Annotated in this window: 29 protein-coding genes; 7 read left to right on the top strand and 22 right to left on the bottom strand. The window is 66.0% G+C overall.

Features of this window, described 5'->3' with window-relative positions:
• Positions 1–114 precede the first annotated feature (114 nt).
• On the top strand, positions 115–687 hold the full coding sequence (locus SNE34_RS11730) for a COG4315 family predicted lipoprotein (protein ID WP_332617436.1): 573 nt from the start codon (positions 115–117) through the stop codon (positions 685–687).
• Between the two features lie 39 nt (positions 688–726).
• On the top strand, positions 727–1,800 hold the full coding sequence (locus SNE34_RS11725) for a DNA topoisomerase IB (protein WP_332617434.1): 1,074 nt from the start codon (positions 727–729) through the stop codon (positions 1,798–1,800).
• 10 nt (positions 1,801–1,810) lie between these two features.
• Here the strand turns inward: SNE34_RS11725 and SNE34_RS11720 are convergent, their stop codons facing one another.
• Both SNE34_RS11720 and SNE34_RS11715 read right to left on the bottom strand, forming a co-directional pair.
• Positions 1,811–2,290: a DUF2269 family protein gene (locus tag SNE34_RS11720; protein ID WP_332617433.1), complete on the bottom strand. Its 480-nt coding sequence runs from the start codon at positions 2,288–2,290 to the stop codon at positions 1,811–1,813.
• Complete coding sequence (locus SNE34_RS11715) at positions 2,287–3,555, bottom strand: SDR family oxidoreductase (RefSeq protein ID WP_332617431.1); 1,269 nt, start codon at positions 3,553–3,555, stop codon at positions 2,287–2,289. Before SNE34_RS11715 ends, SNE34_RS11720 begins: the two co-directional genes overlap by 4 nt.
• Between SNE34_RS11715 and SNE34_RS11710 the strand changes: the two genes are divergently transcribed.
• Entirely contained in the window at positions 3,511–4,062 is a 552-nt protein-coding gene (locus tag SNE34_RS11710; RefSeq protein WP_332617429.1) for a hypothetical protein, read from the top strand. The genes SNE34_RS11715 and SNE34_RS11710 overlap by 45 nt on opposite strands.
• Here the strand turns inward: SNE34_RS11710 and SNE34_RS11705 are convergent.
• Both SNE34_RS11705 and SNE34_RS11700 read right to left on the bottom strand, forming a co-directional pair.
• A complete protein-coding gene (locus SNE34_RS11705; protein ID WP_332617428.1) occupies positions 4,046–5,587 on the bottom strand; it encodes an FAD-dependent oxidoreductase in 1,542 nt (513 codons plus the stop codon). The genes SNE34_RS11710 and SNE34_RS11705 overlap by 17 nt on opposite strands.
• A gap of 62 nt (positions 5,588–5,649) precedes the next feature.
• A complete protein-coding gene (locus SNE34_RS11700) occupies positions 5,650–6,180 on the bottom strand; it encodes a cysteine hydrolase family protein (RefSeq protein ID WP_332617426.1) in 531 nt (176 codons plus the stop codon).
• On the opposite strand from SNE34_RS11700, the gene SNE34_RS11695 reads away from it, so the two are divergent.
• Positions 6,158–6,484 (top strand): hypothetical protein, encoded by a 327-nt coding sequence (locus SNE34_RS11695; protein WP_332617424.1) that lies wholly within the window; start codon positions 6,158–6,160, stop codon positions 6,482–6,484. The two genes, SNE34_RS11700 and SNE34_RS11695, sit on opposite strands and share 23 nt — an antisense overlap.
• 47 nt (positions 6,485–6,531) lie before the next feature.
• Here the strand turns inward: SNE34_RS11695 and SNE34_RS11690 are convergent, their stop codons facing one another.
• Complete coding sequence (locus SNE34_RS11690; RefSeq protein ID WP_332617422.1) at positions 6,532–6,915, bottom strand: hypothetical protein; 384 nt, start codon at positions 6,913–6,915, stop codon at positions 6,532–6,534.
• Between the two features lie 169 nt (positions 6,916–7,084).
• Between SNE34_RS11690 and SNE34_RS11685 the strand changes: the two genes are divergently transcribed.
• Positions 7,085–8,248 carry a zinc-dependent alcohol dehydrogenase gene (locus tag SNE34_RS11685; protein ID WP_332617420.1) on the top strand — a complete coding sequence of 388 codons (1,164 nt, stop codon included), beginning with the start codon at positions 7,085–7,087 and terminating at the stop codon, positions 8,246–8,248.
• 185 nt (positions 8,249–8,433) lie between these two features.
• Positions 8,434–9,432 (top strand): BON domain-containing protein, encoded by a 999-nt coding sequence (locus tag SNE34_RS11680; protein WP_332617417.1) that lies wholly within the window; start codon positions 8,434–8,436, stop codon positions 9,430–9,432.
• Between the two features lie 58 nt (positions 9,433–9,490).
• Here the strand turns inward: SNE34_RS11680 and SNE34_RS11675 are convergent, their stop codons facing one another.
• The 4 genes from SNE34_RS11675 to SNE34_RS11660 form a co-directional block, all read right to left on the bottom strand.
• Positions 9,491–9,859, bottom strand: a complete 369-nt coding sequence (locus SNE34_RS11675) for a hypothetical protein (RefSeq protein WP_332617415.1) — start codon at positions 9,857–9,859, stop codon at positions 9,491–9,493.
• Positions 9,849–10,247, bottom strand: coding sequence for a sensory rhodopsin transducer (locus SNE34_RS11670; RefSeq protein ID WP_332617413.1), 399 nt, complete (start codon positions 10,245–10,247; stop codon positions 9,849–9,851). Before SNE34_RS11670 ends, SNE34_RS11675 begins: the two co-directional genes overlap by 11 nt.
• Positions 10,244–10,723: a hypothetical protein gene (locus tag SNE34_RS11665; protein ID WP_332617412.1), complete on the bottom strand. Its 480-nt coding sequence runs from the start codon at positions 10,721–10,723 to the stop codon at positions 10,244–10,246. The genes SNE34_RS11670 and SNE34_RS11665 overlap by 4 nt, the downstream gene beginning before the upstream one ends.
• A 373-nt stretch (positions 10,724–11,096) precedes the next feature.
• Positions 11,097–11,276 (bottom strand): hypothetical protein, encoded by a 180-nt coding sequence (locus SNE34_RS11660; protein ID WP_332617409.1) that lies wholly within the window; start codon positions 11,274–11,276, stop codon positions 11,097–11,099.
• Positions 11,277–11,609: 333 nt separating this feature from the next.
• Between SNE34_RS11660 and SNE34_RS14835 the strand changes: the two genes are divergently transcribed.
• Complete coding sequence (locus SNE34_RS14835) at positions 11,610–11,942, top strand: tyrosine-type recombinase/integrase (RefSeq protein WP_425604523.1); 333 nt, start codon at positions 11,610–11,612, stop codon at positions 11,940–11,942.
• Positions 11,943–12,163: 221 nt separating this feature from the next.
• Here SNE34_RS14835 and SNE34_RS11655 read toward each other — a convergent pair whose 3' ends face one another.
• From SNE34_RS11655 to fliF, 13 genes are all read right to left on the bottom strand, one after another.
• Positions 12,164–12,859 (bottom strand): sigma-70 family RNA polymerase sigma factor, encoded by a 696-nt coding sequence (locus SNE34_RS11655; protein ID WP_332617407.1) that lies wholly within the window; start codon positions 12,857–12,859, stop codon positions 12,164–12,166.
• A gap of 4 nt (positions 12,860–12,863) precedes the next feature.
• Positions 12,864–13,619, bottom strand: coding sequence for a flagellar type III secretion system pore protein FliP (gene fliP / locus SNE34_RS11650; RefSeq protein ID WP_332617405.1), 756 nt, complete (start codon positions 13,617–13,619; stop codon positions 12,864–12,866).
• The gene (locus SNE34_RS11645) at positions 13,612–13,947 is read right to left on the bottom strand and encodes a hypothetical protein (protein ID WP_332617403.1); all 336 of its coding nucleotides are present in this window, start codon (positions 13,945–13,947) and stop codon (positions 13,612–13,614) included. Before SNE34_RS11645 ends, fliP begins: the two co-directional genes overlap by 8 nt.
• Before the next feature lie 44 nt (positions 13,948–13,991).
• Positions 13,992–14,288, bottom strand: coding sequence for a FliM/FliN family flagellar motor switch protein (locus SNE34_RS11640; RefSeq protein ID WP_332617401.1), 297 nt, complete (start codon positions 14,286–14,288; stop codon positions 13,992–13,994).
• A gap of 13 nt (positions 14,289–14,301) precedes the next feature.
• On the bottom strand, positions 14,302–14,796 hold the full coding sequence (locus SNE34_RS11635) for a FliM/FliN family flagellar motor C-terminal domain-containing protein (protein WP_332617399.1): 495 nt from the start codon (positions 14,794–14,796) through the stop codon (positions 14,302–14,304).
• 260 nt (positions 14,797–15,056) lie between these two features.
• Positions 15,057–16,202 (bottom strand): flagellar basal-body rod protein FlgF, encoded by a 1,146-nt coding sequence (flgF, locus tag SNE34_RS11630; RefSeq protein ID WP_332617397.1) that lies wholly within the window; start codon positions 16,200–16,202, stop codon positions 15,057–15,059.
• 29 nt (positions 16,203–16,231) lie between these two features.
• Positions 16,232–16,648: a flagellar hook assembly protein FlgD gene (locus SNE34_RS11625; protein WP_332617395.1), complete on the bottom strand. Its 417-nt coding sequence runs from the start codon at positions 16,646–16,648 to the stop codon at positions 16,232–16,234.
• Positions 16,639–17,400: a hypothetical protein gene (locus SNE34_RS11620; RefSeq protein WP_332617393.1), complete on the bottom strand. Its 762-nt coding sequence runs from the start codon at positions 17,398–17,400 to the stop codon at positions 16,639–16,641. The genes SNE34_RS11625 and SNE34_RS11620 overlap by 10 nt, the downstream gene beginning before the upstream one ends.
• A complete protein-coding gene (locus SNE34_RS11615; RefSeq protein ID WP_332617392.1) occupies positions 17,397–17,843 on the bottom strand; it encodes a hypothetical protein in 447 nt (148 codons plus the stop codon). Before SNE34_RS11615 ends, SNE34_RS11620 begins: the two co-directional genes overlap by 4 nt.
• The gene (locus SNE34_RS11610; RefSeq protein WP_332617390.1) at positions 17,840–19,168 is read right to left on the bottom strand and encodes a FliI/YscN family ATPase; all 1,329 of its coding nucleotides are present in this window, start codon (positions 19,166–19,168) and stop codon (positions 17,840–17,842) included. Before SNE34_RS11610 ends, SNE34_RS11615 begins: the two co-directional genes overlap by 4 nt.
• Positions 19,165–19,839 carry a FliH/SctL family protein gene (locus SNE34_RS11605; protein WP_332617388.1) on the bottom strand — a complete coding sequence of 225 codons (675 nt, stop codon included), beginning with the start codon at positions 19,837–19,839 and terminating at the stop codon, positions 19,165–19,167. The genes SNE34_RS11610 and SNE34_RS11605 overlap by 4 nt, the downstream gene beginning before the upstream one ends.
• Entirely contained in the window at positions 19,839–20,291 is a 453-nt protein-coding gene (locus SNE34_RS11600) for a hypothetical protein (RefSeq protein ID WP_332617386.1), read from the bottom strand. The genes SNE34_RS11605 and SNE34_RS11600 overlap by 1 nt, the downstream gene beginning before the upstream one ends.
• Positions 20,288–21,676, bottom strand: a complete 1,389-nt coding sequence (gene fliF / locus SNE34_RS11595; RefSeq protein WP_332617384.1) for a flagellar basal-body MS-ring/collar protein FliF — start codon at positions 21,674–21,676, stop codon at positions 20,288–20,290. Before fliF ends, SNE34_RS11600 begins: the two co-directional genes overlap by 4 nt.
• Positions 21,677–21,691: the final 15 nt, after the last annotated feature.

The raw sequence follows: 21,691 nt of genomic DNA, 5'->3' as shown, positions 1-21,691 counted from the left end.
AACGCGCGCCGGAGCCCGGCGTCACGTCCGGTGCACGCCAAGAGGACCCGAGATTAACGGGCGCGCGCGTACCAATGGGTCTTCGATCCGTTGTGATCCAGCGAGGAAACCGCGATGCGAATCCCCACCGTTTTGTTGGCCCTGTGCACGACCATCACGCTGGCGCTCGCGACCGGTTGCGAACCGGGCCCACCGGACGACCAGACCCCGGGTGATGCCGACGGCGATGCGACGGTCGCGGTGCCCGACACCAACCATGCTGCGCGGGTCGAGGGCACCGGCCAGATGGGCGCCGACGCCACCGCACCGGACGACGCCGGTCAGCTCCAGGTCGCCACCGCCGGCGGCCCGGGGCCGTACCTGGCCAACAGCGCCGGCAGCGCGCTGTACTTCATGGAGGGCGACACCGATGGCAGCGGCTGCGTCGATGCGTGCACCCAGGCGTGGCCGCCGGTGCTCGTCGGCGAGGTCGCGCCGACCGTCGGTCCCGAATTGCAGGCCGGGATGCTGGGCCGGATCACCCGCGCCGACGGCTCCGTGCAGGTGATCTACAACCAGCATCCGCTGTACCGCTATGCCGCCGACACCGGGGCGGGCCGTACCGCCGGCCACGGAGTCGAGGATCAGTGGGGCCATTGGTACCTGATCGGACCCGGAGGCGATGCACTGGAGCCGGTCCAGCCGTAGCGCGGATCGCGAGTCGAGGCGCCGTCGGACATTCCGGCAATGGATGCGATCGACGCCTCGACGCGGGAGTCGGAAGGGCAGGTCGTGGCCGACCAGGCCGGCTTGCGCTACGTCCATGACGACGAGCCCGGCATCCGCCGGCGCAGGGCAGGGCGGGGGTTTTCCTATCTCGATGCCGAGGGCGGGCGCGTCGACTCGGAGGCGACCCTGCAGCGCATCCGCGAACTGGCCGTGCCGCCCGCATGGACCGACGTCTGGATATGCCGCACCCGCAACGGACACCTGCAGGCGACCGGCCGCGATGCACGCGGCCGCAAGCAGTACCGCTACCACCCGGAGTGGGCGAAGGTGCGCGGCGAGGGCAAGTTCGATCGCATCGTCGCGTTCGGCACCCACCTGCCGCGGTTGCGTCGGAGGTTGCGACGGGACCTGGCGCTGCCGGGCTTTCCGCAGCAGAAGGTGGCCGCGATCGTGGTCGCGTTGCTGGCCGATTCCCTGGCCCGCGTCGGCAATGGCAGCTATGCGCGCGACAACCGCTCTTACGGGCTGACCACCCTGCGCAATCGCCACATCGCGTTCCTGCGTGGTGGCCGCGCGCGGATCAGCTTTCGCGGCAAGGGTGGCACCGCACAGGAAATCACCGTGGACGACGCGCGCCTGTCGCGGCTCGTCCGGCGTTGCCAGCAGTTGCCGGGGCAGCGGTTGTTCCAGTACCGCGACGATGAGGGGGCCGTGCGCCCCGTCGATTCGGACCAGGTCAACGCCTACCTGCACGAGGTCATGGGCGAAGCGTTTACTGCCAAGGACTTCCGCACCTGGGGCGGGACGCTCGCGGCGTTCCGGGAGTTCGCGGCCGCCGGGCCGCCCGACGATCCCGATGCGGCGTCGGTTCCATCGCGGCGCAACGGGGTGGTGAAAGCGGTTGCAGCGACGCTGTGCAACACCCCGGCGGTGTGTCGCAAGGCCTATATCGATCCGGTCGTGTTCGACGGATGGCTCGACGGCAGAATCGCGCGCGCGTCGGCCAACGCGCGTGGTGCCCGGCAGTGGGAGAAGGCGCTGCTGAAGTTCCTGAAAGCCGCGCACCGGCACGACACGGCACAGCGCCGCTGAGCGCTGGCCATCAACCCTGCAACGCCGGCTTGGCCACCATCAGGTAGAAGATCGCGAGGAACGAGAACAACGCAGGGACCCCCAGCGCGGCCCAGCAGCCCAGGTGGCTGGCGTAGCTCCGCGGCAATTCCACGCCGCGCGCCGCGGCGTCGATGGCGATGTCGCGCAACCGGATCTGCAGCCACACCACCGGCAACCAGCACAGCGCCGCGATCAGGTACAGCACGATCGACCAGTACAGCCATGGGGTCAGCAAGGACAAGCCCATCAGGCGCGCGAGGTAGATCCCGCTGAGCGGCTGGAACACGATGGTGGTGGCGGTGAATATCCAGTCGGCGATCACCACGTAACGGGCGACGCTGGCGACCACGTGCGCATCGCGGCTCCAGCTGCTGACCAGCAGGTAGAACGCGGTGCCGATGCCGGTCCCGAACAGCAGCGTCGAGGACAGGATGTGCAGGGTCTTGACGATGATGATTTCCATGCTCATCGTCCCTCGCCGTCATCGAGTTCGTGCAGCGCGGCAATCGCGACCAGCAGCGGCATGTTCTTCAGCACCGGTCCGTACGGATGCGCCCAGAATTCGGGCAGGCACAGCGTGATGACCGCGGTATAGAAAGCGATCAGAAGCAGCTGCAGCCGGTAGATCCAGCGCCGTCGCGTGGACACCAGCGGCGCGATGCCCAGCAGCACGTCGAGCGCCGCGGCGCCGTACAGCGCGACCAGCGCCGGCAGGCCGACCAGCCCGGTGCGGGCGAGCAGGTCGAGACTCGACTCGACCGGGAACACGAAGGCCGAGACGATCCCGGTCGCGATCCACATGATCGCCACCGCATATCGCAGCAGCGGCACCAGCCAGTCCAACTGGGCGGTGCGGCGCATCGTCGCGCGGTGGGGTTCGGCGACGAAGTCGCCGGCGTCTTTCGGCGACCGGCCGAGCACGGCGGCAAACCCGCCGGGATCGCCGACATTGCCCGCCTCCAGCATGCGCAATGCCTCGGGCGTTACGAGGCTGCCGGGCCGCAGCGCCAGCAACCGTGACATGGCCCGTGTCAGGCCCAGCGGTACCGGCAGGAACCAACCGGAGAACCCGAGCCCCTGCTTGAGGCACGCGAGGTACCCCCGCAGTGTCAGCGGCCTCGCGCCCACGGCGTGCAGCCGCCGCGGTGGCGCATGGCTGCCCAGCAGGCGCACCACGGCGTCGCCGAGATCGTCCAGGTGCACCGGCTGGATGCACTGCTTTCCGCCGCCGGGAAGCGGCGTCACCGGCAACGCCGCCAGCAGCGCGAACCATCGCGTGCTCGGTCCCTCGGATGCGAACACGAGTGACGGCTGGACCACCGTGGCCGCGACGTCCAGCCGCAACAACGCCTCGTCGGCTAGGCCTTTCGAAGCCAGGTATCCGGCTTGGCTGCGGGGTTCTGCGCCCAGCGCGGAGATCTGGACGATGCGGCTGACGCCGGCCGCCGCGGCCGCCTCGAACAGCGCGCCGGGACCTTTCACGTGGAGTGCATCGAACGTCTGGCTACCCTGTTCGCGGAAGATGCCGACCGCGTTGATGACGGCCTCGATCTGCGCGAGTTGGGTCTGCCACTGACGTGCGTGGCCCGGAGGTTCCTGGCCAAGCTCGGCGTAGTCCAGATGGACGACCCTCGACCCCGGCCACTGCCGACGCGTCCGTTCGACATCCCGCACACCCAGGACGACCTCATGACCCGCCGCAGCCAGCTTACCCAGCAGGGCCTGCCCGATCATCCCGGTCGCTCCGGCGAGCAGCACCCGCATGGCTCATCCCCCCGCACCGACTGGCGTGCGTTGGCGCGCAACACGCTGGTGTCGGGATCGGTGGCCAGCGTGTTGTCGACGTTCGCCGTGTCCTGCTGCAGCCACTGGCAATCGGGGTCGGCGGTCGGCGGCACCAACGCCACCAGCCACTGGTTCTGGGGCGACCGGGCCAAGCGCGAGGACCGTCCGTCGCTGCGGCATACCGCGGTCGGCTATGGCATCCACCACGCGAGTTCGATCTTCTGGGCCGCGTTCCACGAGTACGCGATCCGCCGCGCACGCCATCCCTCGACCGTGGTCGCGGCCGCCGCGGTCACCGCGACCACGGCGTACGTGGTCGACTACCACGTGGTGCCGCGTCGTTTGACTCCCGGCTTCGACAGCCGGTTGTCCGGCGGGGCGATGGTCGCCGCCTATGCCGCGTTCGCCGTGGGCCTCGGCGTCGTCGGCTGGGTGCGTATCACGCGCCACCGTTAGCACCCGGTGGCCACGGCATCGGTTGCAGCGGCGTGTGGGCCGGTCCGTTCAGGACCGCGCCGGTCTGGCCGTCGAAGCGCGAGCCATGGCATGGGCAATCCCAGGATTTCTCCTGCGGGCTCCAGCGCACCGCGCAGCCCAGGTGCGGGCAGCGGGCGGAGAAGGTCCGCAGCTCGTTGTCGCCGGCGCGATAGGCGGCGACCCGGTGGATGCCGTGCCGGATCACCGCGCCTTCGCCGGGAGCCAGCGTTTCGGGGTCGTCGATATCGCCGCCGCCGACCCAGTCGCGGTATTGCAGTGCGACGTTGGCGTTCTCGTGCAACCAGCCGCCGGGCGACTTGACCATCTTGCGCACGGGGTCGTAAAGAGCGGCCCACGGATTGGCGCGTCCCAGGATCAGGTCGGTCAGCAGCAGTCCACCTAGCGTGCCATGGGTCACGCCGTTGCCGGAGTCGCCGGTGTGGATGTAGACGTTCTCCTCGCCGCCGGGATCGGCACCGATGAAGGCCAGGCCATCGGCCGGTTCGATGATCTGGCCGGACCAGCCGTGGGTGAACGACTCGATGCCGGGCAGGTGTTCGCGGGCCCAGGCCTGCAGGCGCACGAACGCGGTGGTGTCGTCGTCCTGGCCGGTCTTGTGGTCCTCGCCGCCGACCAGTACCAGGCGGCCCGAGCCGTCGCGGGCATCGACCAGCCGGACATAGTGGTACGGGTCGCCGTCGTCCCAGATCAGGGCGTCGGGCAACGCACCGTCGCGGACGGGGCCGGCGACCACGTAGCTGCGATAGGGCGCGACCTTGGTATGCACCGGAATCCGCTCGTGGAACGGCACATTGGTCGCGACCACCACCGCCGAGCCGCGGACGACAGCGCCGTTCGCCAGCGTGATCCGCGGCCGCGGGGCGCCTTCGACCTCGTCGACATCGGCCTTGAGGAAACGCACCCCGAGCGCATCGCACTTGCCGGCGAGCGCCTCCAGCAAGGCATCCATGTCGACGCGTGCCTGTCGCTCGAACCGGAGCGCCGGGCCGAACCCGGGCAGGCCGGGGATGCCGCTTTCGAGATAGACCGCATCCAGTCCGGCATCGATCGCAGCCTCGACCTCCTTGCGCAAGCGGCTGGTGTCGCCGTCGTGCGAGAACAGGTAGCCGGGCACCCGTCGGAAACCGCAGCCGCCGTCGACATCGGCCACCTCGTGCTGGATCCAGTCGATCGCCGCGGCATGGCTCGCCGCGGCAAGGCGGGCTCCGTCGGCGCCGTGCCAATGCGCGAGGTTGTAGTAGCGGTCGTCCAGCGCCGAGGCCAGGTGCACGGTGGTACGCAACGACTCGCCCTCGCCGATGCCCTGTCGGTCGACGACCAGCACCTTGAGCCCTTCGCGGGCGACGCACAGCGCCGTCACCAGTCCGGCGATGCCGGCGCCGATGACGATGACATCCTCCTCGGTCGAGGGCGGCGACGTAAGGAACCTCGTGTTGAATTCCATCCGGGGCGACCAGACCGGCAGTGTCCGTGCAGTGCTCATGGGTCTTCTGTTATCACGATGGGGGAATAGGGGATGTCACGATGGCGTGGCGCAGGGACGGGTCAGGGCTGGACGTAGCGCGATGCGCGCACGTCGACATCCATCGCCGTTTTCATCAGTTCCAGTGCGCGGGTGGTCCGGGCGTCGCTCGCGGCGGCTACGCAATCGCGTGGCACATGCACCTCGTACTCGCGCATGTGCGCGTCCATGGCGGTCGCCAGCACGCAGCCATCGGTGGCCAGGCCGGTGATGACCAGGCGACGGGTCTTCAGTTTTGCCAGCAGTGTTTCCAGCGGCGCCTCGAAGAACGCCGAGTGCTTGGGCTTGAGCACGAAGTGGTCATCCGGTTCGGGCGCAAGCAACCGGGCGATGTCGGCACCGCGGCTGCCATTGGCGCAGATCGCGACGATCTCGTTGAAGCCCATCCGCCATTTGGTGAAGTTGTCGTTGGCGTAGACCACCGGGTTACCGCCGGCCTTCAGGCGCTGCTTCAAGCGATCGATCCGGCGGGCTGCGGCCAAGGCGCGGGGCAGGACCGCAGCGCCGCCGCGGAAATCGAGCGGATTGATCATGTCGACGATGACCAGCGCCATTGCGCCGCCTTCGGACCTGCGGCTGCGGTGGCGGACCATCATTGCTCCTGGTGGAGTCACCCCGTCGGAATACCGGATGCGGCGCCAAGGACACGTGAGCGGGTGCCGCGAGTGGGGTTCACGTGCCCGCAACCTCGAGGTTCTACCTTTGGTTCCGGCCCGCGCGTTCGCCACGCAGGAGACCGGCATGACGCAGCCGACCATCGGGTACCACGGCCTGTTCGTCCCAGGTCCACACATCGTTCTCGACGATGGGGATATCGGTTCGATATCCGTCTTGACCGGCTGGTCGGACCAGATGTAGTAGTCGCGGTACCGCGATTCCGGATCGGCGCGGGCCGGCTCGCGATGTCAGCTGGCGAGTGCGGTGTCGGTTGGGTCGCGAGTGGTCGGGCCGTGGCCATCCACCGGGGCCGGACGCAGGCGATGGTGGCGAACCAGCCGGTGCCACGCCGCGGCGGCGGCGGAACCCGCTTCGTACCAGTGCAGCCGACGCGATCCTGCGCGCGTGTTGTAGGCGTCCTCGAGCGTGTCCCGGCAGTCCTCGAACGTGCGTTCGGAATCCTCGGCGAAAGCCTCGATTCCGATCCGGATCGCGAGTTCATAGTCGGCGAAATCCCGGCGCGGGCTGAATGCGGGATGGTCGCGATACGCGCGTCGCCAGAAGTCGATTTCAGCATCGACATCGATGGACGCCGGCGCACCGCGCATCAGGTTCAGATCGGTGACAGTCATGTGGCTACCGCCTCGCACACGCATTTCCTAGGATGGGTGCATCGTGCGGTGCAACCGGCTAAAGCGACGTGAAAATCGCGCGCCGGTCATGTCCGGATAACGGCGGCACAGGCCTAATCGGGGGCAACACCTTCGGATGTGTCCTCTGCCACGGACACCGGGAGCCCCCATGCGAGCCTTGACCTATCACGGCGCTAAGGACCTGCGGATCGACACCGTGCCCGATCCCGTCATCGAGCAACCCGACGACATCGTGTTGCGCGTTACCGCCACCGCCATCTGCGGTTCGGACTTGCACATCTACCGCGGCAAGATCCCGATGGTGGATGACGGCGACGTCCTCGGGCACGAGTTCATGGGCGTGGTGGAAGAGGTTGGGGCAGGGGTCCGCGACATTCGCAAGGGCGACCGGGTGGTCGTTCCTTTCACCATCTCCTGCGGCGAATGCTTCTTCTGCCGGCTGCAGCAGTACGCCTGTTGCGAGACCACCAACGACGGGCGCGGCGCGATCCTCAACCGCAAGGCCATCACCCCGCCGGCCGCGCTGTTCGGTTACAGCGGCCTGTATGGCGGCGTGCCGGGCGGACAGGCGGAACTGGTGCGCGTGCCGAAGGCCAACGTGGGGCCGCTGGTGGTGCCGGGCAGCCTGGGGGACGAGCAGGTGCTGTTCCTGTCCGACATCCTCCCGACCGGCTACCAGGCGGCACTCAATGCGGAAGTCGGCGAAGGGTCGACCGTTGCGATTTTCGGCGCCGGCCCGGTCGGCATGATGGCCGCCGCGTGCTGCCGGATGCTCGGCGCGGAGCGGATATTGATGGTCGACCAGTACCGCTACCGACTGGACTTTGCGGTGCAGGCGTACGGGGTGGAAGAGATCAACTTCGAGGAGTGCGACGACCCCGCCGAACTCATTATCGAGCGCACCGGGTATCGCGGCGTCGACGCGTCCATAGAAGCCGTCGGCTTCGAGGCCAAGGGCAGCGTTACCGAGACCGTACTGACCGCGGCGAAGCTCGAGGGCAGCAGCGGCAAGGCCCTGCGACAGTGCATCGCCGCGACCCGCCGCGGCGGCATGGTCAGCGTTGCCGGCGTGTATGCCGGCTTCATCCACGCCTTCATGTTCGGCGATGCGTTCGACAAGGGGCTGACGTTCCGGATGGGCCAGACCCACGTCCAGCGTTACATGGTCGAGTTGCTGCAGTTCATCGAGGACGGACGGCTCGTTCCGGACGCGATCATCAGCCACCGCATGAAGCTGGCGGATGCGCCGCGCGGCTACGAGATATTCGAGGAGAAACAGGAGGATTGTCGCAAGGTGGTACTGACGCCTTGAGCCGGCATTGGCATGCGGATTGTGCCTCTCCATTTGGACCGACAAACGAAGCAGGAGGAGGACCAGCGATGCGAAACAACAACGACGTGGGAAACGATCTGAAGGCAGTGGCGCAAGACGTCCTGCAGATGGGTGCGCGATGCGTGCAAGCGGGTCGCGCGTGGCTTAGCGACAGGAGAAACGACATGATCGATCGCAATGACGAGTACCGCACCGACAACCAGAACCAGGATGCCAATCGTTCGACCAGCCCGCAGTCACGGACCCAGGGCACGCAATCGCGCGATCGCCAGCAGGGCTCGCAGTCGGGCTACCGGCAATCCGCCTATCAGCAGGGGCGCTACCAGCAGGACGACTACGGCCAACGCCAGCCGTGGCAGCAGGCAGGTCAAGCCAGCCACCAGGCCGGCCGCCAGTACTCGGCCGAAGAGTACGCGGGACAGGACTACGGTCGCGCACAGGCGTACGGGCAGGGCGGACTGGAACGCGAATACGGACGTTCGTTCGAGCGCGGCCACGACGAGGGATCCCGCGGCCAATCCGATTGGGGTAGCGGCTGGCAGCGCGCCGAGTCGTCGCGCTACGGCCAATCGCGGCAGGACAGCATGCGTGGGCAGGGCAGCTACCAGGGCTACGGCGGGTATCGCGACGAGTCGCAGGGTTACGGTGGCGACACCGGTCGCCAGGCGGGCGAGGGTTACGGCCGCAGCTCCGGCTACGGCAATCCCGACAACGACCGCTACAGCGACGACGGCGGCTATCGCGGGACATCGTTCGTATCACCCGCCGACACCCAGCAGAGCCATGCCGGGACGGGTCGAGGCGGCATGGGTTACGGCCGCACCGGATACAGCAGCATGGGGTATCGCGGTGTAGGCCCGAAGAACTACACCCGTTCCGACGAGCGCCTGACCGAGGACCTGTGCGAGCGGTTGACCCAGGATCCCGACATCGATGCCAGCGAGCTGGACGTCAAGGTGGTGCAGGGCACCGCGACCTTGCAGGGAAGCGTGCCGCAGCGCTGGATGAAACACCGCGCCGAGGATCTCGCGGACGGGTGTTCCGGCGTGCGCAACGTCGACAACCGGATCAAGGTGCAGTCGGGTTCCGGCTCCATGCAGGGGAGCTCCACCGGCAGCTTCCCGGGCAAGACCGACGAGTCCGGCGGTACCACCGCGCATTGACATCGCGCTGGTCGAGGGCCGCGTCATGGGGCCCTCGACATGTTTCGCGTCAGCAGAGTCAGGCCCGACCGCGCTGCGGCCACGCGATGGTCATCGCCCCGGCACCGAGCAGCCGCCCGGTGTCCTGTCGCGCATTGCACGACCACCGCGACATCATGGCGCCAGCACCGGATGATGCGCTGCCGAACCTCGCGGAAGCAGGCCGGGCCGGCGGCGGCGGGCAGGCGTACTCGCACTCCTCGAAGCGGTGCGGAATGCCGCTGTGGGCCGGGATGATCTTGTGGCCGTAGCCTTCCTGGTGCGTCACCTCGCGCGCGTAGGGCAGGCGCCGGGTTCCTCCACCGACCGCGTTCACCAGCCGCAACTTGATGTCGTCGCGTCGCGGGTACCCGTAGAAACTAGAAATCGAAGCTGCGTTACCCGCCATCGGCGAGCACTATCCGCGCGCTCACCATCATTTGCGACAGGTTCTGTTGCTGCCGATCGCGCCGCCGATGGTCGGGGTGGCGACGTCGCCGTAGTTGAGCAGGGCGAGGCCACACTTCCCGACCAGTTGCGCCAAGTGTCCGCCACGGGCTACTCGCAGGCGAATTGAACCGCAGGTGCAGGGTCCGTCGGGCGTCCACCACCGCCGTGTAGGGCCCGACCGGTTCGCGATCCTCGAAATAGATCGTGATGGCGATCCGTGCCTGGCTGTCGCCGGCGTTGAGAATGCAGCAGGTCTCGTGGCTTTCCAGTTCGGGTTCCGGCCCGTGGCTCTGGCCGGGGATGTAGCCCTCGGCGATCGCCCAGCGTTTGTAGCCGACGGTATTCATGGCTGCGGACTCACCCACGCCCGCGCAAGCATTGAACCTGCAGCGAGGCCGAGCGCCAGGGCGCCATACGTTGCGACGAGGGACCTTCTGGAAAGCACGAGTTCCCAGCCCGGTGTGAACCGCTTGGGCGTGAGGCCGTAGTCGACCGCTGCGGCAATCGCCGACATTGCGCAGGCGTCCCGCAGGAGCGTCCCCGCAGAACGCGGCGGACGGGCTGCCAGCCAGGCTTCGAACGGCACCGCCCAGAACACGGCCGACGCGTGGTGCGTCGTGTAGCCGACCAATGTGTGCGACGCATCGAATTCCCGGTGCGCGGCCGCATCAGGGCCGTGCAGCCAGTGGCTGGTCGCGTTGACGGGTTGCAGGGCACCTTTACCGTCAGTCTTGGCGAGCAGCGCCAACACCGCTGCCGACACGATACTTGCGACGGTGCCGGTCACGAGAGCGGAGATGCCGATCTGGGTTGCACGGGTCATGGCAGGGCCTACGGTGCACCAACTCTTGTTTTGAGGGGATGAAAAGACCGGGGGGATGGCTTGTGTGAGTGCTTGGTTGGTTGTCTGTAATTTCGCATAATGAATATTATGTAATATTTCCGATCTTACTCTAGCGGTAGCTCGTATAGCCCTGCTGTAGCAGCGGATCACCGGTCCTTAGTTGAAGGCTGGAATTTCCGTTGTGACGCTAATACGTGGTTATGTTGAATCGTCGGTGCTGGTGGATCGGTTCCGGGTGTTCCTACGGGCCATGGGCCGCTCGCCGGCGACCGAGCGCCCTTACCGTCGCGGCGGTCAGGCGGTACGCGAAGGTGTCTGGGTCATACGAGCTCACTTAGGATGCCGCCCGGCGCTACATCGCCACGCGGCGGGCCTCGGTGTGCCAGGCGTCGATCAACATCGAGCTGAGCGCGCTGCGGGCCTGGCATGGCTGGATGGAGCTGGCCGCGCCCGAGAGCTGGAAGCCGGTGCAGTTGCCGCGGCACCGATGGCGGCGCCGGATCTGAAGACGTTCGTCGGCCTGCGCGACCACGTGATCATGGTCACGTTGTACCGGACTCAGGGCCAGCGAAGTGGCCAGAATGGGAACTGGGGAACATCCGGCCCGACGGCCTGCTGGTGGTCCACGGCAAAGACGGCAAGTACCGGCTGGTGCCGTTCGGCGACCGGATGGTTAGGGCTGGTGGGCGCGTACGTCAACCAGCGGCCGCGCTGAGACCCGTGAAGAAGTCCGCGCTGTTCCTCACGCAGGGCCGGCCACTGCGCGACGGACGTTCCATCTGGGTGATCGTGAATCGCTACGCCCAGCGGGCGCTGGGGCTGTCGTGCGGGTTCACCCGGTTGGAAAGTACGCGGTCGCGCGGCCGTGGCAGGGCCACTCCACTACCCTCACCTGCTGCGCACGGCCGTCGCTACCGAGCTGCACCGCAACGGCTGCAATTTAATGGCGCTGGCCTACGTGCTGGGGCACGCAAGCGTAGAGACGACGCCGTACTACTTGGCACCGACCTCGGGCAGTTGCGGGAGGCGGCGGCGTAGCATCCACGGGCAGTCGGAATCACGCGCACAACTCCAGCGCGAGGCCCGGCGGAATCCCGGCGAGGGCGCCGGCGCCCGATTTCGGCATATGTCGTCGGAGAGCAGCACCCGCATGATCGTTGGGTCGCGAGTGGACCACTCACTTCACAATGGTCATTGAAGTCGGTTCGATGGATGCGCTGAATCGGTGAATCTGCTGCGGCTTATGCGATACCCGGCTGAGGTCGGTAGAATCGACGACTCCTGACCAGCACTTCCTCGAGGAAAAACGAACCGGCCCTCGTTCCCCGGGCGGCAGACCCCGCTGAATCCCAAGTCCGTTTCGTGAGACTGTCCGCCTCCAGGCACGGTTAGGACCAGAACCTGACTGCAACCATAAGATTAGGGCAGATCTTGCACCAGCATACGCAAACGCTCCAACCCCGCCCTGTGGAGTTGTGAAACCCTACCCTTCGTGACCCCCAAGGTCGCAGCAAGCTCTTGAAACTGGAGATGCTCATAGTAGTGAGCCCGGATTATGAGCGCCAAGCGTTGGGGCAAGCGCTCTACCGCCGCCGCCAAGCGGGCTTCGACCTCGCTGGCACGGGCATAGGCATACCCTTCACCGGTGCCTGAAGCAGCTTGACTCTGGACCACTTCGTCCAACAGGAGTCCAAGCCCCAGCTCTGCAATAGTGTTCACTACGGTATCGAATGCATCCGATTCGCCATCATGACTACGCTGCAGGCTATGCAGTCGCGCCTTCAGTCGGGCCTCGTCCCGAGGCGTCGGCCGGTCTCCAAGCACCGCCTTTAATCCATTGAACACAGCACCGCGAATCCGTGGCTTTGCATATGCCTGAAAAGCGATGCCACGGTCCGGGTCATAGCGCGACATGGCCTCCAGCAATCCCACCCTCGCATTTTGGACAAAGTCCTCAAGGTCGACCGGATACGCCCAAACCCGGCGATGGACACTTCGCGCCACGGAGGCAGCCCATGGCCCATAGAGGGTTGCAAGCTGGTTCCACGCGTCGGTGTCGCGATCGCGGGAGTATCGACACCACAACTCAGCCTCCATCGCCACCGACGCGATCATGGCGCTAGGCCCAGTAGCTGCTCAGCAACGCCCTAGACACCAGCACCCACCCGTCGATCAGGACGAACAGCAGGATCTTGAGTGGCAGACTGACGGTTGCCGGCGGCACCATGATCATTCCCAAGGCCATCAGCACCGCGCCGACCACCAGGTCAAGGAGCAAAAATGGCAGAAAGATCACAAATCCGATCTGGAATGCCGTCTTGAGTTCGCTGAGCAGGAATGCCGGCAACAGGTGACTGAATGCAATGTCATCAACACTCTTCGGCGGCGGTGCATTGGCCATCTCCATGACTGCCAGAAGATCCGACTCCCGCGTCTGGCCGACCATGAATCGTCGCATCGGCCCAGCCCCACGCTCCAACGCCTCCGAGGAGCTGATTTCCTCGGCCAAGTACGGGCTCAGCGCGAGCTCGTTCACGCTATGGATCACCGGCGCCATCGCGAAATAGGTCAGGGCGATCGCCAACGTGATGATGACGCTGTTGGGTGGAGTCTGCGGCAGGCCCAAGGCATGGCGAAGCAGCGACAACACGATCACGATGCGGGTGAAGGCAGTCATCCCGATCAGCAGTACCGGCAACAGCGACAGCAGCGACAGCACGACGAAGTTTCGAAGCGCCGGCGAGTAATCCTGCTTGAGCACGCTGCCGACCACATCCGCGGGGCCCGCTGCGTAAGCCGAACCACCCAATGCGAGCGCACCGATCGCGACCAGCACGAAAGCCTTGGCCTTACTCCTGCGGTGGAACTTACTCATCTCCGTCGTCCACGGCATCTAGCGGAATGATTCGCGCTGTGGCGGTGGATTCCACGATCAGGTATCCGCGATCCGCGTCCTTCACCTGATAGAGCGTGGTTCTCGGGCTGAGACGCAGTACTTGTTCCACACGCAGCGACGCCTGTGATGGCCGCCCCGTCGCCGCGGCGCCGATCCACTTGTCCAGCCATCCGCGCTTCTTGGCAAACCAGACCGCTCCTAGACAGGCACTGAGCAGCAGTGCCAGTACCAGCAGCACGTCAACCAGCTGACCGGTCACGCCTTCGGTCTCGGGACGAAATGGAATGGCCGTCCCTGGAGTGGCCATGGCAGGCCGAGTCCCGTGTGACGGCGTCGCCTCATCCACTGCGATCACGCGAGCTCCAGGATCCGCACGCCGAAGTGATCGTCAACAGCCAGCAGTTCGCCGCGGGCCACTGCGCGCCCGTTGAGCATCAGCGTCATCGGTGCCTCCAGCAACTCGTTCATGCTTACCACCTCGCCTTCCTTCAGACCGAACAGGCGGTCGATGGACATGGTCACCGTACCGACCTGAGCCGCCAGCGACACCTGCACATGGCCTATCAAGCTGATGTCCTTGGAAGTTATGGCCTCACCCGGCGCATCGGGCTCGTTCGCCGTTACGTCCCGCAACAGATTCCCCTTCATTTCCCTGCCCCCTTTATCCGTGTGTGATGGACGCGCATTGCAGCGCCCGGTGTCCGTCGGCTGCCACGAGGGCACCGGTGAATATCGTCTTGCCTGCCGTGCCGCGTACTTCGATATGTGCGTCCAGGGGAATGTCGGTCTTGATGACTTCGCCTGGCCTCAGCGCGACGGTGTCGACCAGCGCCACGCACCCCAGGTCCAACACCGCTTCCAGCGTGATATCGGCCGGAAGAACGGCCTTTTCTCGGGGAACCAGCGCCTCGGCGACATCCGTGGCTCTGGACGCAATTGCATCGCACAATGCCGCATCGACGTAGATCTCGGCGACGCAGCCAGCCAACGACCAGGCCAGCTCGACCACCCCGCATCTGGGTTCGGTGGCGGCGGGTGTCGGACTTTCGCCGGCAGCGAGCGTTTCGACATTCGCTCCGGCGCCCACCAGCTGTGCGGCGAGATCAGTCAGCGCGCGGCGTCCGATACCGATCCCCATATCGCAGCCCTCGCTCATGGGAAGGTCAACCAACCGACATCCGATTTCTCCGTACGTGGCGGTAGTCAGGCGCACGCACAATCCGCCGCTGTTTCCGCTGGCACGCAGCCAGGTCGCGGAAGGAGCATCGTGCATAGGTGGCGAAGAAGGTCGAGCCACCTGACATTCGGCGTCGGAAGCAGACCACTCCTTCAACCAAGCCCTGGATCGAGACTCGATTTCCGAACGCACCCGTTCACTGTGTGTGACGCCCTGCCAACGGAGCGGGAGGATCGCCATCAGCCGCCCCGCGTGCTGTTGTAGAGCTGTTCCAGCATCTCGTTGCTCACGGTCATCACTCGCGAGCTGGCCTGGTAGCCGCGCTGGATGATGATCATGTCGGCGAACTCCTGGGTGAGGTCGACGTTCGACATTTCCAGGCTTCCACCCGAGATCCGGCCGAAGCGGCCTTCGCCGGGCCGGCCAAGTTCGCGCTCGTCCACCGTCGCTCCCGAGACCAGGCGACCTCCTGACAGCTCCAGCGCACTTTCGTTGGGAAACGCGGCCAACGCTACCTGCGGGCCCTCGCGCTTCTCGCTTTGCGAATAGACCAACCGCAGGACGCCGTTCTCGTCGAAGGACAGATCGGTCACCCCCAATACCCCGTGGCCGTCCTCGACCTTGGCCGACAAGTTGGTCGCCATGCCCGTCAACGAGGTCATTCCGCTCAATGTCCCCGGGGTGCCGAAGTTGATGGCAACCGCCTGGGTCACACCGCCTTGAGTCAGGGTGATACCCATCTGGTTGAAGCCGGCCAGCAGCGTGCCGTCGGTGCCAAAGCGGATCTCGCCGCTGCCGACGGTCGCCCCGGTCTCGTCCTTGACCGTAACGAGGAAGCTGCCTGGGGTGGCACTGCTGTTGTTGACGAACGTGGCCGAGAGCGCGTGCGCGGTGCCGGCGGAGTCGAACACGCTGATCGAGTTGATCGTGGTGGAGGTCGAACCCGGCGCCAGATTGCCTTCGAAGTTGACTGCCGTCGTGGCTTCCGCCGCGATCGTCCGGTAATCATCGAAATCGATCGAGACGAGGTTGCCGCTCTCGTCCAGCCCCATGACCTCGTAGCCATTCACGCTGTCGACCAGCATGCCTTCCTCGTTGAAACGGAACTGGCCTGCACGGGTGTAATAGAGGTTGCCGTCGGGATCGCGCAGGACGAAGTAGCCTTCGCCATCGACCGCGAGATCGGTGGGATTGCCGGTCTGGCGGATGTCGCCCGCGGCAGTGCGCATACCTTCACCGGCGATCCGGGTGCCACGCCCACCATTGATGTTGGCGAAGAACGAATCGCTGCCGCGGAACCCAGGCGTGTTCATGTTGGACACATTGTTGCTGACGGTGTTCAGGCTCCGGGAAAAGCTGAAGAGACCCGACAGGCTGTTGAACAAGGCTTGGAACATGGCTGTATCCCTTCGGGTTAAGGCTTCACAAGCGAAATCTGGGAAAGACGGATGCCGGTTGAGACATCCCCGGCCGCACTGCGCACACTGAGTTGCGCCCCACTGGCGGTGAACTGCACGGCGATCACGGTGCCGGTTACCGGCGCCCCCAGCCCCTGCACGTCGACTTGGCGCTCGAGCAGGCCAAGCGCCTGCGACGCGGCATTCATGACCAGCAGGTCATTGGTGTTCTCACTGGTCTGGCGCGACTGCTCCAGCGACGAGAACTGGGCCAACTGGGCGAGAAACTCGCGGTTGTCGACCGGCTCAAGTGGATCCTGGAACTGCAACTGCGCCAGGAAGAGCTTGATGAAGTCCTCCTGGTCGATCGTCTGCTGCTTGGTGATGGCTGCATCCTGCGGCGGAGGCGGACTGCCGATCGCGTCTACGGGCATGCCAGGTTCTCCTTGCCGGGTGTCGCTGCCCGCCAGACCTCGCGGGCGTTGACTACGATTCGCTCCAGCTGCAGTCCCTGCTCCTGCGCCAGCTGCCGCATGGCATCCGCAACCGCGCGGGCGCCGGCCTCGTCCAGGCGATAGTCACGAATCCACAGACTGGGGTCATGGCCGTGTTGCTCCATCCATCGCATGAGCCGGACGGCCAGGGGGACCACCGCCGCAGTGGACGTCGCCGTGCTCGAGTTCGCACTGGCTTCATGGACTGCCGCGACGGACTGTCCTGCGGGCGAAAGGAATGCCGTGGTCGTAGCCAGGTCCTCGGCATAGGAGACCGGCGGCACCGTCATGGATGCTGCGGATGGCTGAGCACCTGCTGCTCGAACCATCGGGTCCTGTACGCCACAAGGTACATGGACAGCACCGCCGCCAAGCAGTTGGGCGGCGGAGATCGATTCCTGAGCCAGGTGCCCGCCCGCGGCAAGCTGCCAGGGCATGGCTACAAGCTCGGTATTACCGTGTGCATCACGGACCAGCAGTTCGATCCGGAGAGTCGCCATCCGCAACGTTGGCTCTGGTGCCTCGCCGATGGCACCGGTGGCCACCTCGCCACCAGGCATTTCGCCAGTGCTCCCAGCCGAAGCGCTGGAATCGGCCAGCCATTCCTCAAACGACGCCCCGCGCTGCTGCTGGCCGCCGGGTCCCGGACGATTCGGCACCGGCCCGGTGGGTGGTGGAAGCTGGTCGATCATGTCTTGCTCCTCCCGCTGACCCGCAGGTCAGCCATCCAGTCGAACAGGGTCTTCTCGATGCGCTCGGACTCGCATGCGGAAACGCGCGCACGCCGGGACTCGGCCACTCGTGTTTGTGCACGCGCAGCGACATGGATCGCTCGGGCCGCTTCCTGGCGTTCACGCGCGGTCTTCAGCTCGGTTTCGCATTCGTCCGCCTTCAGGCGAGCGATCGCCTCGACCCCGCTGGCGACATGCAGCCGAGCCATGTCCAGACGCGGTGCCTGCAGCAGGTCGAGGCGGTAGCGCCGTACGTCGTCAACGCTGGTTTCCGCCTGGTCGAGCATGCCCCGACGCTTCTCGGCCTCTACGGCCCTTTGGCGATAGACGTCCGACGCACGCGACTCCTCGAACTCCCGCCATCGGACCAGCGTTGCAATCGCGGCAGTGGCGTTTCGTTTCATGCGACCACCTCGGTAGCCACTGCCGATGCCATCTGCCGACAGGCTTCGGCACGCGGAGTCGATTCGCGGGGTGTCTGCTGCATGAGCCGGTCCAGCGCCGGCTTCAAGTCGACGGCCCGGTCCAGCGCCGGGTTGGCACCGCGTTGGTGCGCGCCCAGTTCGATCAGGTCACGGGACGCCTCATGGATGGCGAGATGACGCTTGGCGGCCGTGGCTAGCGCCGACTCGTCTTCGCTTGCCACCTGGTGCATCAATCGGCTGCTGCTGTGCAATACGTCGATGGCCGGATGGTGCCCACGCGCGGCGAGATCCCGTGTCAGCACGATGTGGCCATCGAGGATCGCGCGCATGTGGTCGGTCACCGGTTCGTTCATGTCATCGCCTTCGACCAGTACGCTGTAGACGCCCGAGATCGCACCGCCACTGCGCAGTCGCCCGCAGCGCTCCAGCAGTTTCGGCAACTGGCTGAACACGGACGGTGTGTAGCCGCGAAAGGTCGGCGGCTCACCGATTGCCAATCCGATCTCGCGTTGGGCCATGGCAAAACGCGTCATCGAATCGACCATCAGCAGGACCGACTGGCCCTGATCGCGGAAGTACTCGGCAACCGCATGGGCCGCATGCGCCGCATGTACCCGCACCAAGGCCGACTCATCGGCGGTCGCGGCAATCACCACCGCGCGCTTGCGACCGTCTTCCCCCAGGGAATGGGTCAGGAACTCCCCGACTTCACGACCGCGTTCACCAATGAGCGCAAGCACCGTAACGTCGGCCTTGACCTGCCGCGCCAACATCCCGAGCAAGGTGCTCTTGCCGACACCACTGCCCGCAAACACGCCCACGCGCTGGCCGACGCCCAGAGTCAACAAGGTGTCGATGGCGCGGACGCCGGTCTCCAGGACGTCCTCGATCGGGGCGCGGGCCATCGGATTGATCGGCGTGCGATACAGCGGGTAGCTGGCGGCGCACTCGACCGGACCATCGTCATCCAGCGGGTCACCGAACGCGTCGACCACGCGGCCCAGCAATGCAGGCCCCACCGGGATCGTCACCGGTCGACCGGACGCGCGGATGCGACTGTCGGTGGAGATGCCTTCCAGATGCCCGAACGGCATCAACTGAACGCGTTCCTCGCGAAAGCCCACCACCTCTGCGAGAACGCAGGTCGCGCCATCGCGTGGTTCGATCTCGCACAATTCGCCAAGCCGCGCATCCGGCCCCAGCGCTTCGAGTACGAGTCCATTGAAGGAGACGACCCGCCCGAGGCGCTGCCCCATCGGCACGGCTTGCAGTTCACTGGAAAACCTGGCCGTGAGCGCATTCATGCCGCCGCCCCGCCCGATTCGACGCTGCGCAGGAACGCCTGCTTGATGGCATCCAGTCGCACTTCCAGACCGGTGTCGTAATCGCCTTTCCGCGTTTGCAGCCGGCACTGCCCGGGCATGAGTCGAGCATCGCCCTCGATCGATATCGATGCGTCCGTCGACAGCTCTTGCAGCACCGGCACATCGTCCACCGGTACGCGCAAGACGACCGGGCGCTGCCGGTATTCCTCCAGCGCCTGCCGGCAAACCCGCTTCAGCAGAGCGCCGTCTGCGCCGCTTTCACCGAGGAATCGAATCAGCGCGGCATAAGCAATCTCCGCCACCCACATGGCGGTAGTGGCGTCTGCGTCTGCCGCTGCCTGCGACACGCCCAGCAGGAGTTCCTCCATTCGTCGATTGGCCGTTTCCAGGCGTTTGGATTCGGCGGACTGCGCCTGCTCGATCGTTTGCCGCGCCTGCTCAGCGGCGGCCTCGATCTCCTTCTCGGCACGGGACATGCCTTCGGCATAGCCATCATGTCGCGCCGCTTGGAGGGCACTGCAACGCTGCTGCTCGAATTGCTCGCCCGGATCGATCGCATCGACCGGTGCTTCGATCACGGCCGGCTTCGGTTGCGCCAACAGCGCAGCCAATCCCATGACCTTGGCACCCGCGCCAGGTGTGCGGGTCATCACGCCGCTTTCCTCGTCGTCGAGGCCGTCGCCATCGCCACGGCTTCGGCCTTGATCGCTTCTACCAACCTGGATGGCAACTCCGGCATGACCGCCAACTCGCGGCGTACGTCGGTTCCCACCTTCGCATCGAGCACAGCAAGGCAGAAGTTGCGGTCCATGCCGGCCCACACCGAGAGAATGCGAGCAAACCAGGCGGCCGGAACCCGACGTGACAGGTCCACCAGCTGCTCCAGTTCCAGCGAGGTCCGTGCAGTCAGCCCACGCACCTCGTCGGCCAGCAGGTCGTCAGCCAGCGCTTCCACCGGAAAGGGCAGCGCTTCCAGCTGGCGGATCAGCGCGCCCACCGCCCGTGCCGAAGCCGCCGGAAGTTGCGACAGCAGTTTGCGCCGGTCCCGCTTGCGCAGTGAAACCAACAGCAACGCGCACTTGCGTTCGCCCGGGGTGCTCACGACTCCAGGCTCCCCTCTGCCAGCCAGCCCCGCAGCTTGGCCAGCACGGCTTCGCGCTCCCGCGGCTCCAGCGATCGTGGCCGGCGCTGGATCGCAATCGCGATGATGACGCCCACCAGCAACCCGACGGCACCCACCAGGAGCCATTTCAACCAAGGCAGGCGGCTCCGGCGATTGGACGCGACTTCGGCGGGTTCGCCAACGATCCGCGTCTCTGCCTGCATCGGCGGCGTGGACATCTGTCCGGAAGGGGGGATCGAAGCATCCAGGGAGCCGTCGCGCCCGAACCTGAGGACCTCCAGGCGGTCGCCGCGATCCGGATCGATCCCGGCGGCAGCCGCTACCAGAGACTGGATCCGTTCCACCTTCAGTTCATCCAGGCTCTGCGGCAGAACCACCGCCACCGACAACCTTTCGATGCGCCCCGGTGCGCGCGATATCTCCTGGCGGACAGTGCCGTGCGCGTATTTGATCTCCTCCCGGCTGCCGGCCGTGTCATCTTCACCGGAACCTGCAGGGCCCACGCGCTTGCTCAGCATCACCGCACCGCTGAGCGGCGCGACCGGGCGCTCGTTCACCTCATGCACCGTGTCGAAGTTGAGCCTCGCATCCACCGAGACCTGGAACTCCTCCTTGCTGAAGAAGCGCCCGAGCAGCTCGACCACCTGCAGCTCGATCTGGTTCTCCAGTTGCACCTCTTCCTCGGTTCGACCAAACGAACCGAGCCCGCCGCGGATTTGACCGGGGGCGGCCAGCAACGTGCCATCCGACCCCAGCACCGACACCGCATCCACCGCCAATCCCTCGACCGCCGCGGCGACAAGCGAGCGAATGCCATTGATCTGCTGGCGGTCGAGCGCCCCGCCCGGCAACAGCGTGAGCGCCACCGAGGCTTTCGAGCTTTCGCTATTGCTCACGAACAAGCCAGGACGCTGGATGGTCAGGTGGACCCGGGCGGTCTCCACGCCCGGCAAGGCGGCGATGGTGCGCTCGATCTCGCCCTGCAGCGCCCGTTGGTAGTTGACCCGCTGGGCGAACTCCGTCACTCCGAAATCGGCGTCATCGAACAACTCGAACCCAACGTGTCCGCCACGCGGAACATTGGCAGACACCAGCCGCATGCGGGTCTGGTAGACGAGGTCGTCGGGCACGGTGATGCCGGTGCCGCCGTCCACGATGGTATGCGGCACCTTCCACTCGTTGAGCGATTGCACGATTTCCGCAGCGTCGGCTTCACGCAGGTTGCCGAACAACAGCTGCTCGCGCGGCGAGAACACCCACCACAGCAACGCCACGGTCAGCAGCACGATGAAGCCCACGCCGAGCATGAGTCCAATACGCGAGGGAGCCGTCAGCGAAGACCAGAAGTTCTTGGGAGATTTCATGGGTGTCGTGCCGGG

The sequence above is a fragment of the Novilysobacter erysipheiresistens genome, assembly GCF_036663935.1.
Classification (GTDB): domain Bacteria; phylum Pseudomonadota; class Gammaproteobacteria; order Xanthomonadales; family Xanthomonadaceae; genus Novilysobacter; species Novilysobacter erysipheiresistens.
Note: the sequence above shows the minus strand (reverse complement) of the source record. Positions and strands in the feature narration are given on the sequence as shown.

What these genes read in the sequence shown, in the direction of transcription:
- SNE34_RS11730 (WP_332617436.1), top strand. Translation starts at nt 115, where the DNA reads ATGCGAATCCCCACCGTTTTGTTGGCCCTGTGCACGACCATCACGCTG.
- SNE34_RS11725 (WP_332617434.1), top strand. Translation starts at nt 727, where the DNA reads ATGGATGCGATCGACGCCTCGACGCGGGAGTCGGAAGGGCAGGTCGTG.
- SNE34_RS11720 (WP_332617433.1), bottom strand. Translation starts at nt 2,290, where the DNA reads ATGAGCATGGAAATCATCATCGTCAAGACCCTGCACATCCTGTCCTCG.
- SNE34_RS11710 (WP_332617429.1), top strand. Translation starts at nt 3,511, where the DNA reads ATGACCCGCCGCAGCCAGCTTACCCAGCAGGGCCTGCCCGATCATCCC.
- SNE34_RS11715 (WP_332617431.1), bottom strand. Translation starts at nt 3,555, where the DNA reads ATGATCGGGCAGGCCCTGCTGGGTAAGCTGGCTGCGGCGGGTCATGAG.
- SNE34_RS11705 (WP_332617428.1), bottom strand. Translation starts at nt 5,587, where the DNA reads ATGAGCACTGCACGGACACTGCCGGTCTGGTCGCCCCGGATGGAATTC.
- SNE34_RS11695 (WP_332617424.1), top strand. Translation starts at nt 6,158, where the DNA reads ATGTCGACGATGACCAGCGCCATTGCGCCGCCTTCGGACCTGCGGCTG.
- SNE34_RS11700 (WP_332617426.1), bottom strand. Translation starts at nt 6,180, where the DNA reads ATGGCGCTGGTCATCGTCGACATGATCAATCCGCTCGATTTCCGCGGC.
- SNE34_RS11690 (WP_332617422.1), bottom strand. Translation starts at nt 6,915, where the DNA reads ATGACTGTCACCGATCTGAACCTGATGCGCGGTGCGCCGGCGTCCATC.
- SNE34_RS11685 (WP_332617420.1), top strand. Translation starts at nt 7,085, where the DNA reads ATGCGAGCCTTGACCTATCACGGCGCTAAGGACCTGCGGATCGACACC.
- SNE34_RS11680 (WP_332617417.1), top strand. Translation starts at nt 8,434, where the DNA reads ATGATCGATCGCAATGACGAGTACCGCACCGACAACCAGAACCAGGAT.
- SNE34_RS11675 (WP_332617415.1), bottom strand. Translation starts at nt 9,859, where the DNA reads ATGGCGGGTAACGCAGCTTCGATTTCTAGTTTCTACGGGTACCCGCGA.
- SNE34_RS11670 (WP_332617413.1), bottom strand. Translation starts at nt 10,247, where the DNA reads ATGAATACCGTCGGCTACAAACGCTGGGCGATCGCCGAGGGCTACATC.
- SNE34_RS11665 (WP_332617412.1), bottom strand. Translation starts at nt 10,723, where the DNA reads ATGACCCGTGCAACCCAGATCGGCATCTCCGCTCTCGTGACCGGCACC.
- SNE34_RS11655 (WP_332617407.1), bottom strand. Translation starts at nt 12,859, where the DNA reads ATGATCGCGTCGGTGGCGATGGAGGCTGAGTTGTGGTGTCGATACTCC.
- fliP (WP_332617405.1), bottom strand. Translation starts at nt 13,619, where the DNA reads ATGAGTAAGTTCCACCGCAGGAGTAAGGCCAAGGCTTTCGTGCTGGTC.
- SNE34_RS11645 (WP_332617403.1), bottom strand. Translation starts at nt 13,947, where the DNA reads ATGGCCACTCCAGGGACGGCCATTCCATTTCGTCCCGAGACCGAAGGC.
- SNE34_RS11640 (WP_332617401.1), bottom strand. Translation starts at nt 14,288, where the DNA reads ATGAAGGGGAATCTGTTGCGGGACGTAACGGCGAACGAGCCCGATGCG.
- SNE34_RS11635 (WP_332617399.1), bottom strand. Translation starts at nt 14,796, where the DNA reads ATGAGCGAGGGCTGCGATATGGGGATCGGTATCGGACGCCGCGCGCTG.
- SNE34_RS11625 (WP_332617395.1), bottom strand. Translation starts at nt 16,648, where the DNA reads ATGCCCGTAGACGCGATCGGCAGTCCGCCTCCGCCGCAGGATGCAGCC.
- SNE34_RS11620 (WP_332617393.1), bottom strand. Translation starts at nt 17,400, where the DNA reads ATGATCGACCAGCTTCCACCACCCACCGGGCCGGTGCCGAATCGTCCG.
- SNE34_RS11615 (WP_332617392.1), bottom strand. Translation starts at nt 17,843, where the DNA reads ATGAAACGAAACGCCACTGCCGCGATTGCAACGCTGGTCCGATGGCGG.
- SNE34_RS11610 (WP_332617390.1), bottom strand. Translation starts at nt 19,168, where the DNA reads ATGAATGCGCTCACGGCCAGGTTTTCCAGTGAACTGCAAGCCGTGCCG.
- SNE34_RS11605 (WP_332617388.1), bottom strand. Translation starts at nt 19,839, where the DNA reads ATGACCCGCACACCTGGCGCGGGTGCCAAGGTCATGGGATTGGCTGCG.
- fliF (WP_332617384.1), bottom strand. Translation starts at nt 21,676, where the DNA reads ATGAAATCTCCCAAGAACTTCTGGTCTTCGCTGACGGCTCCCTCGCGT.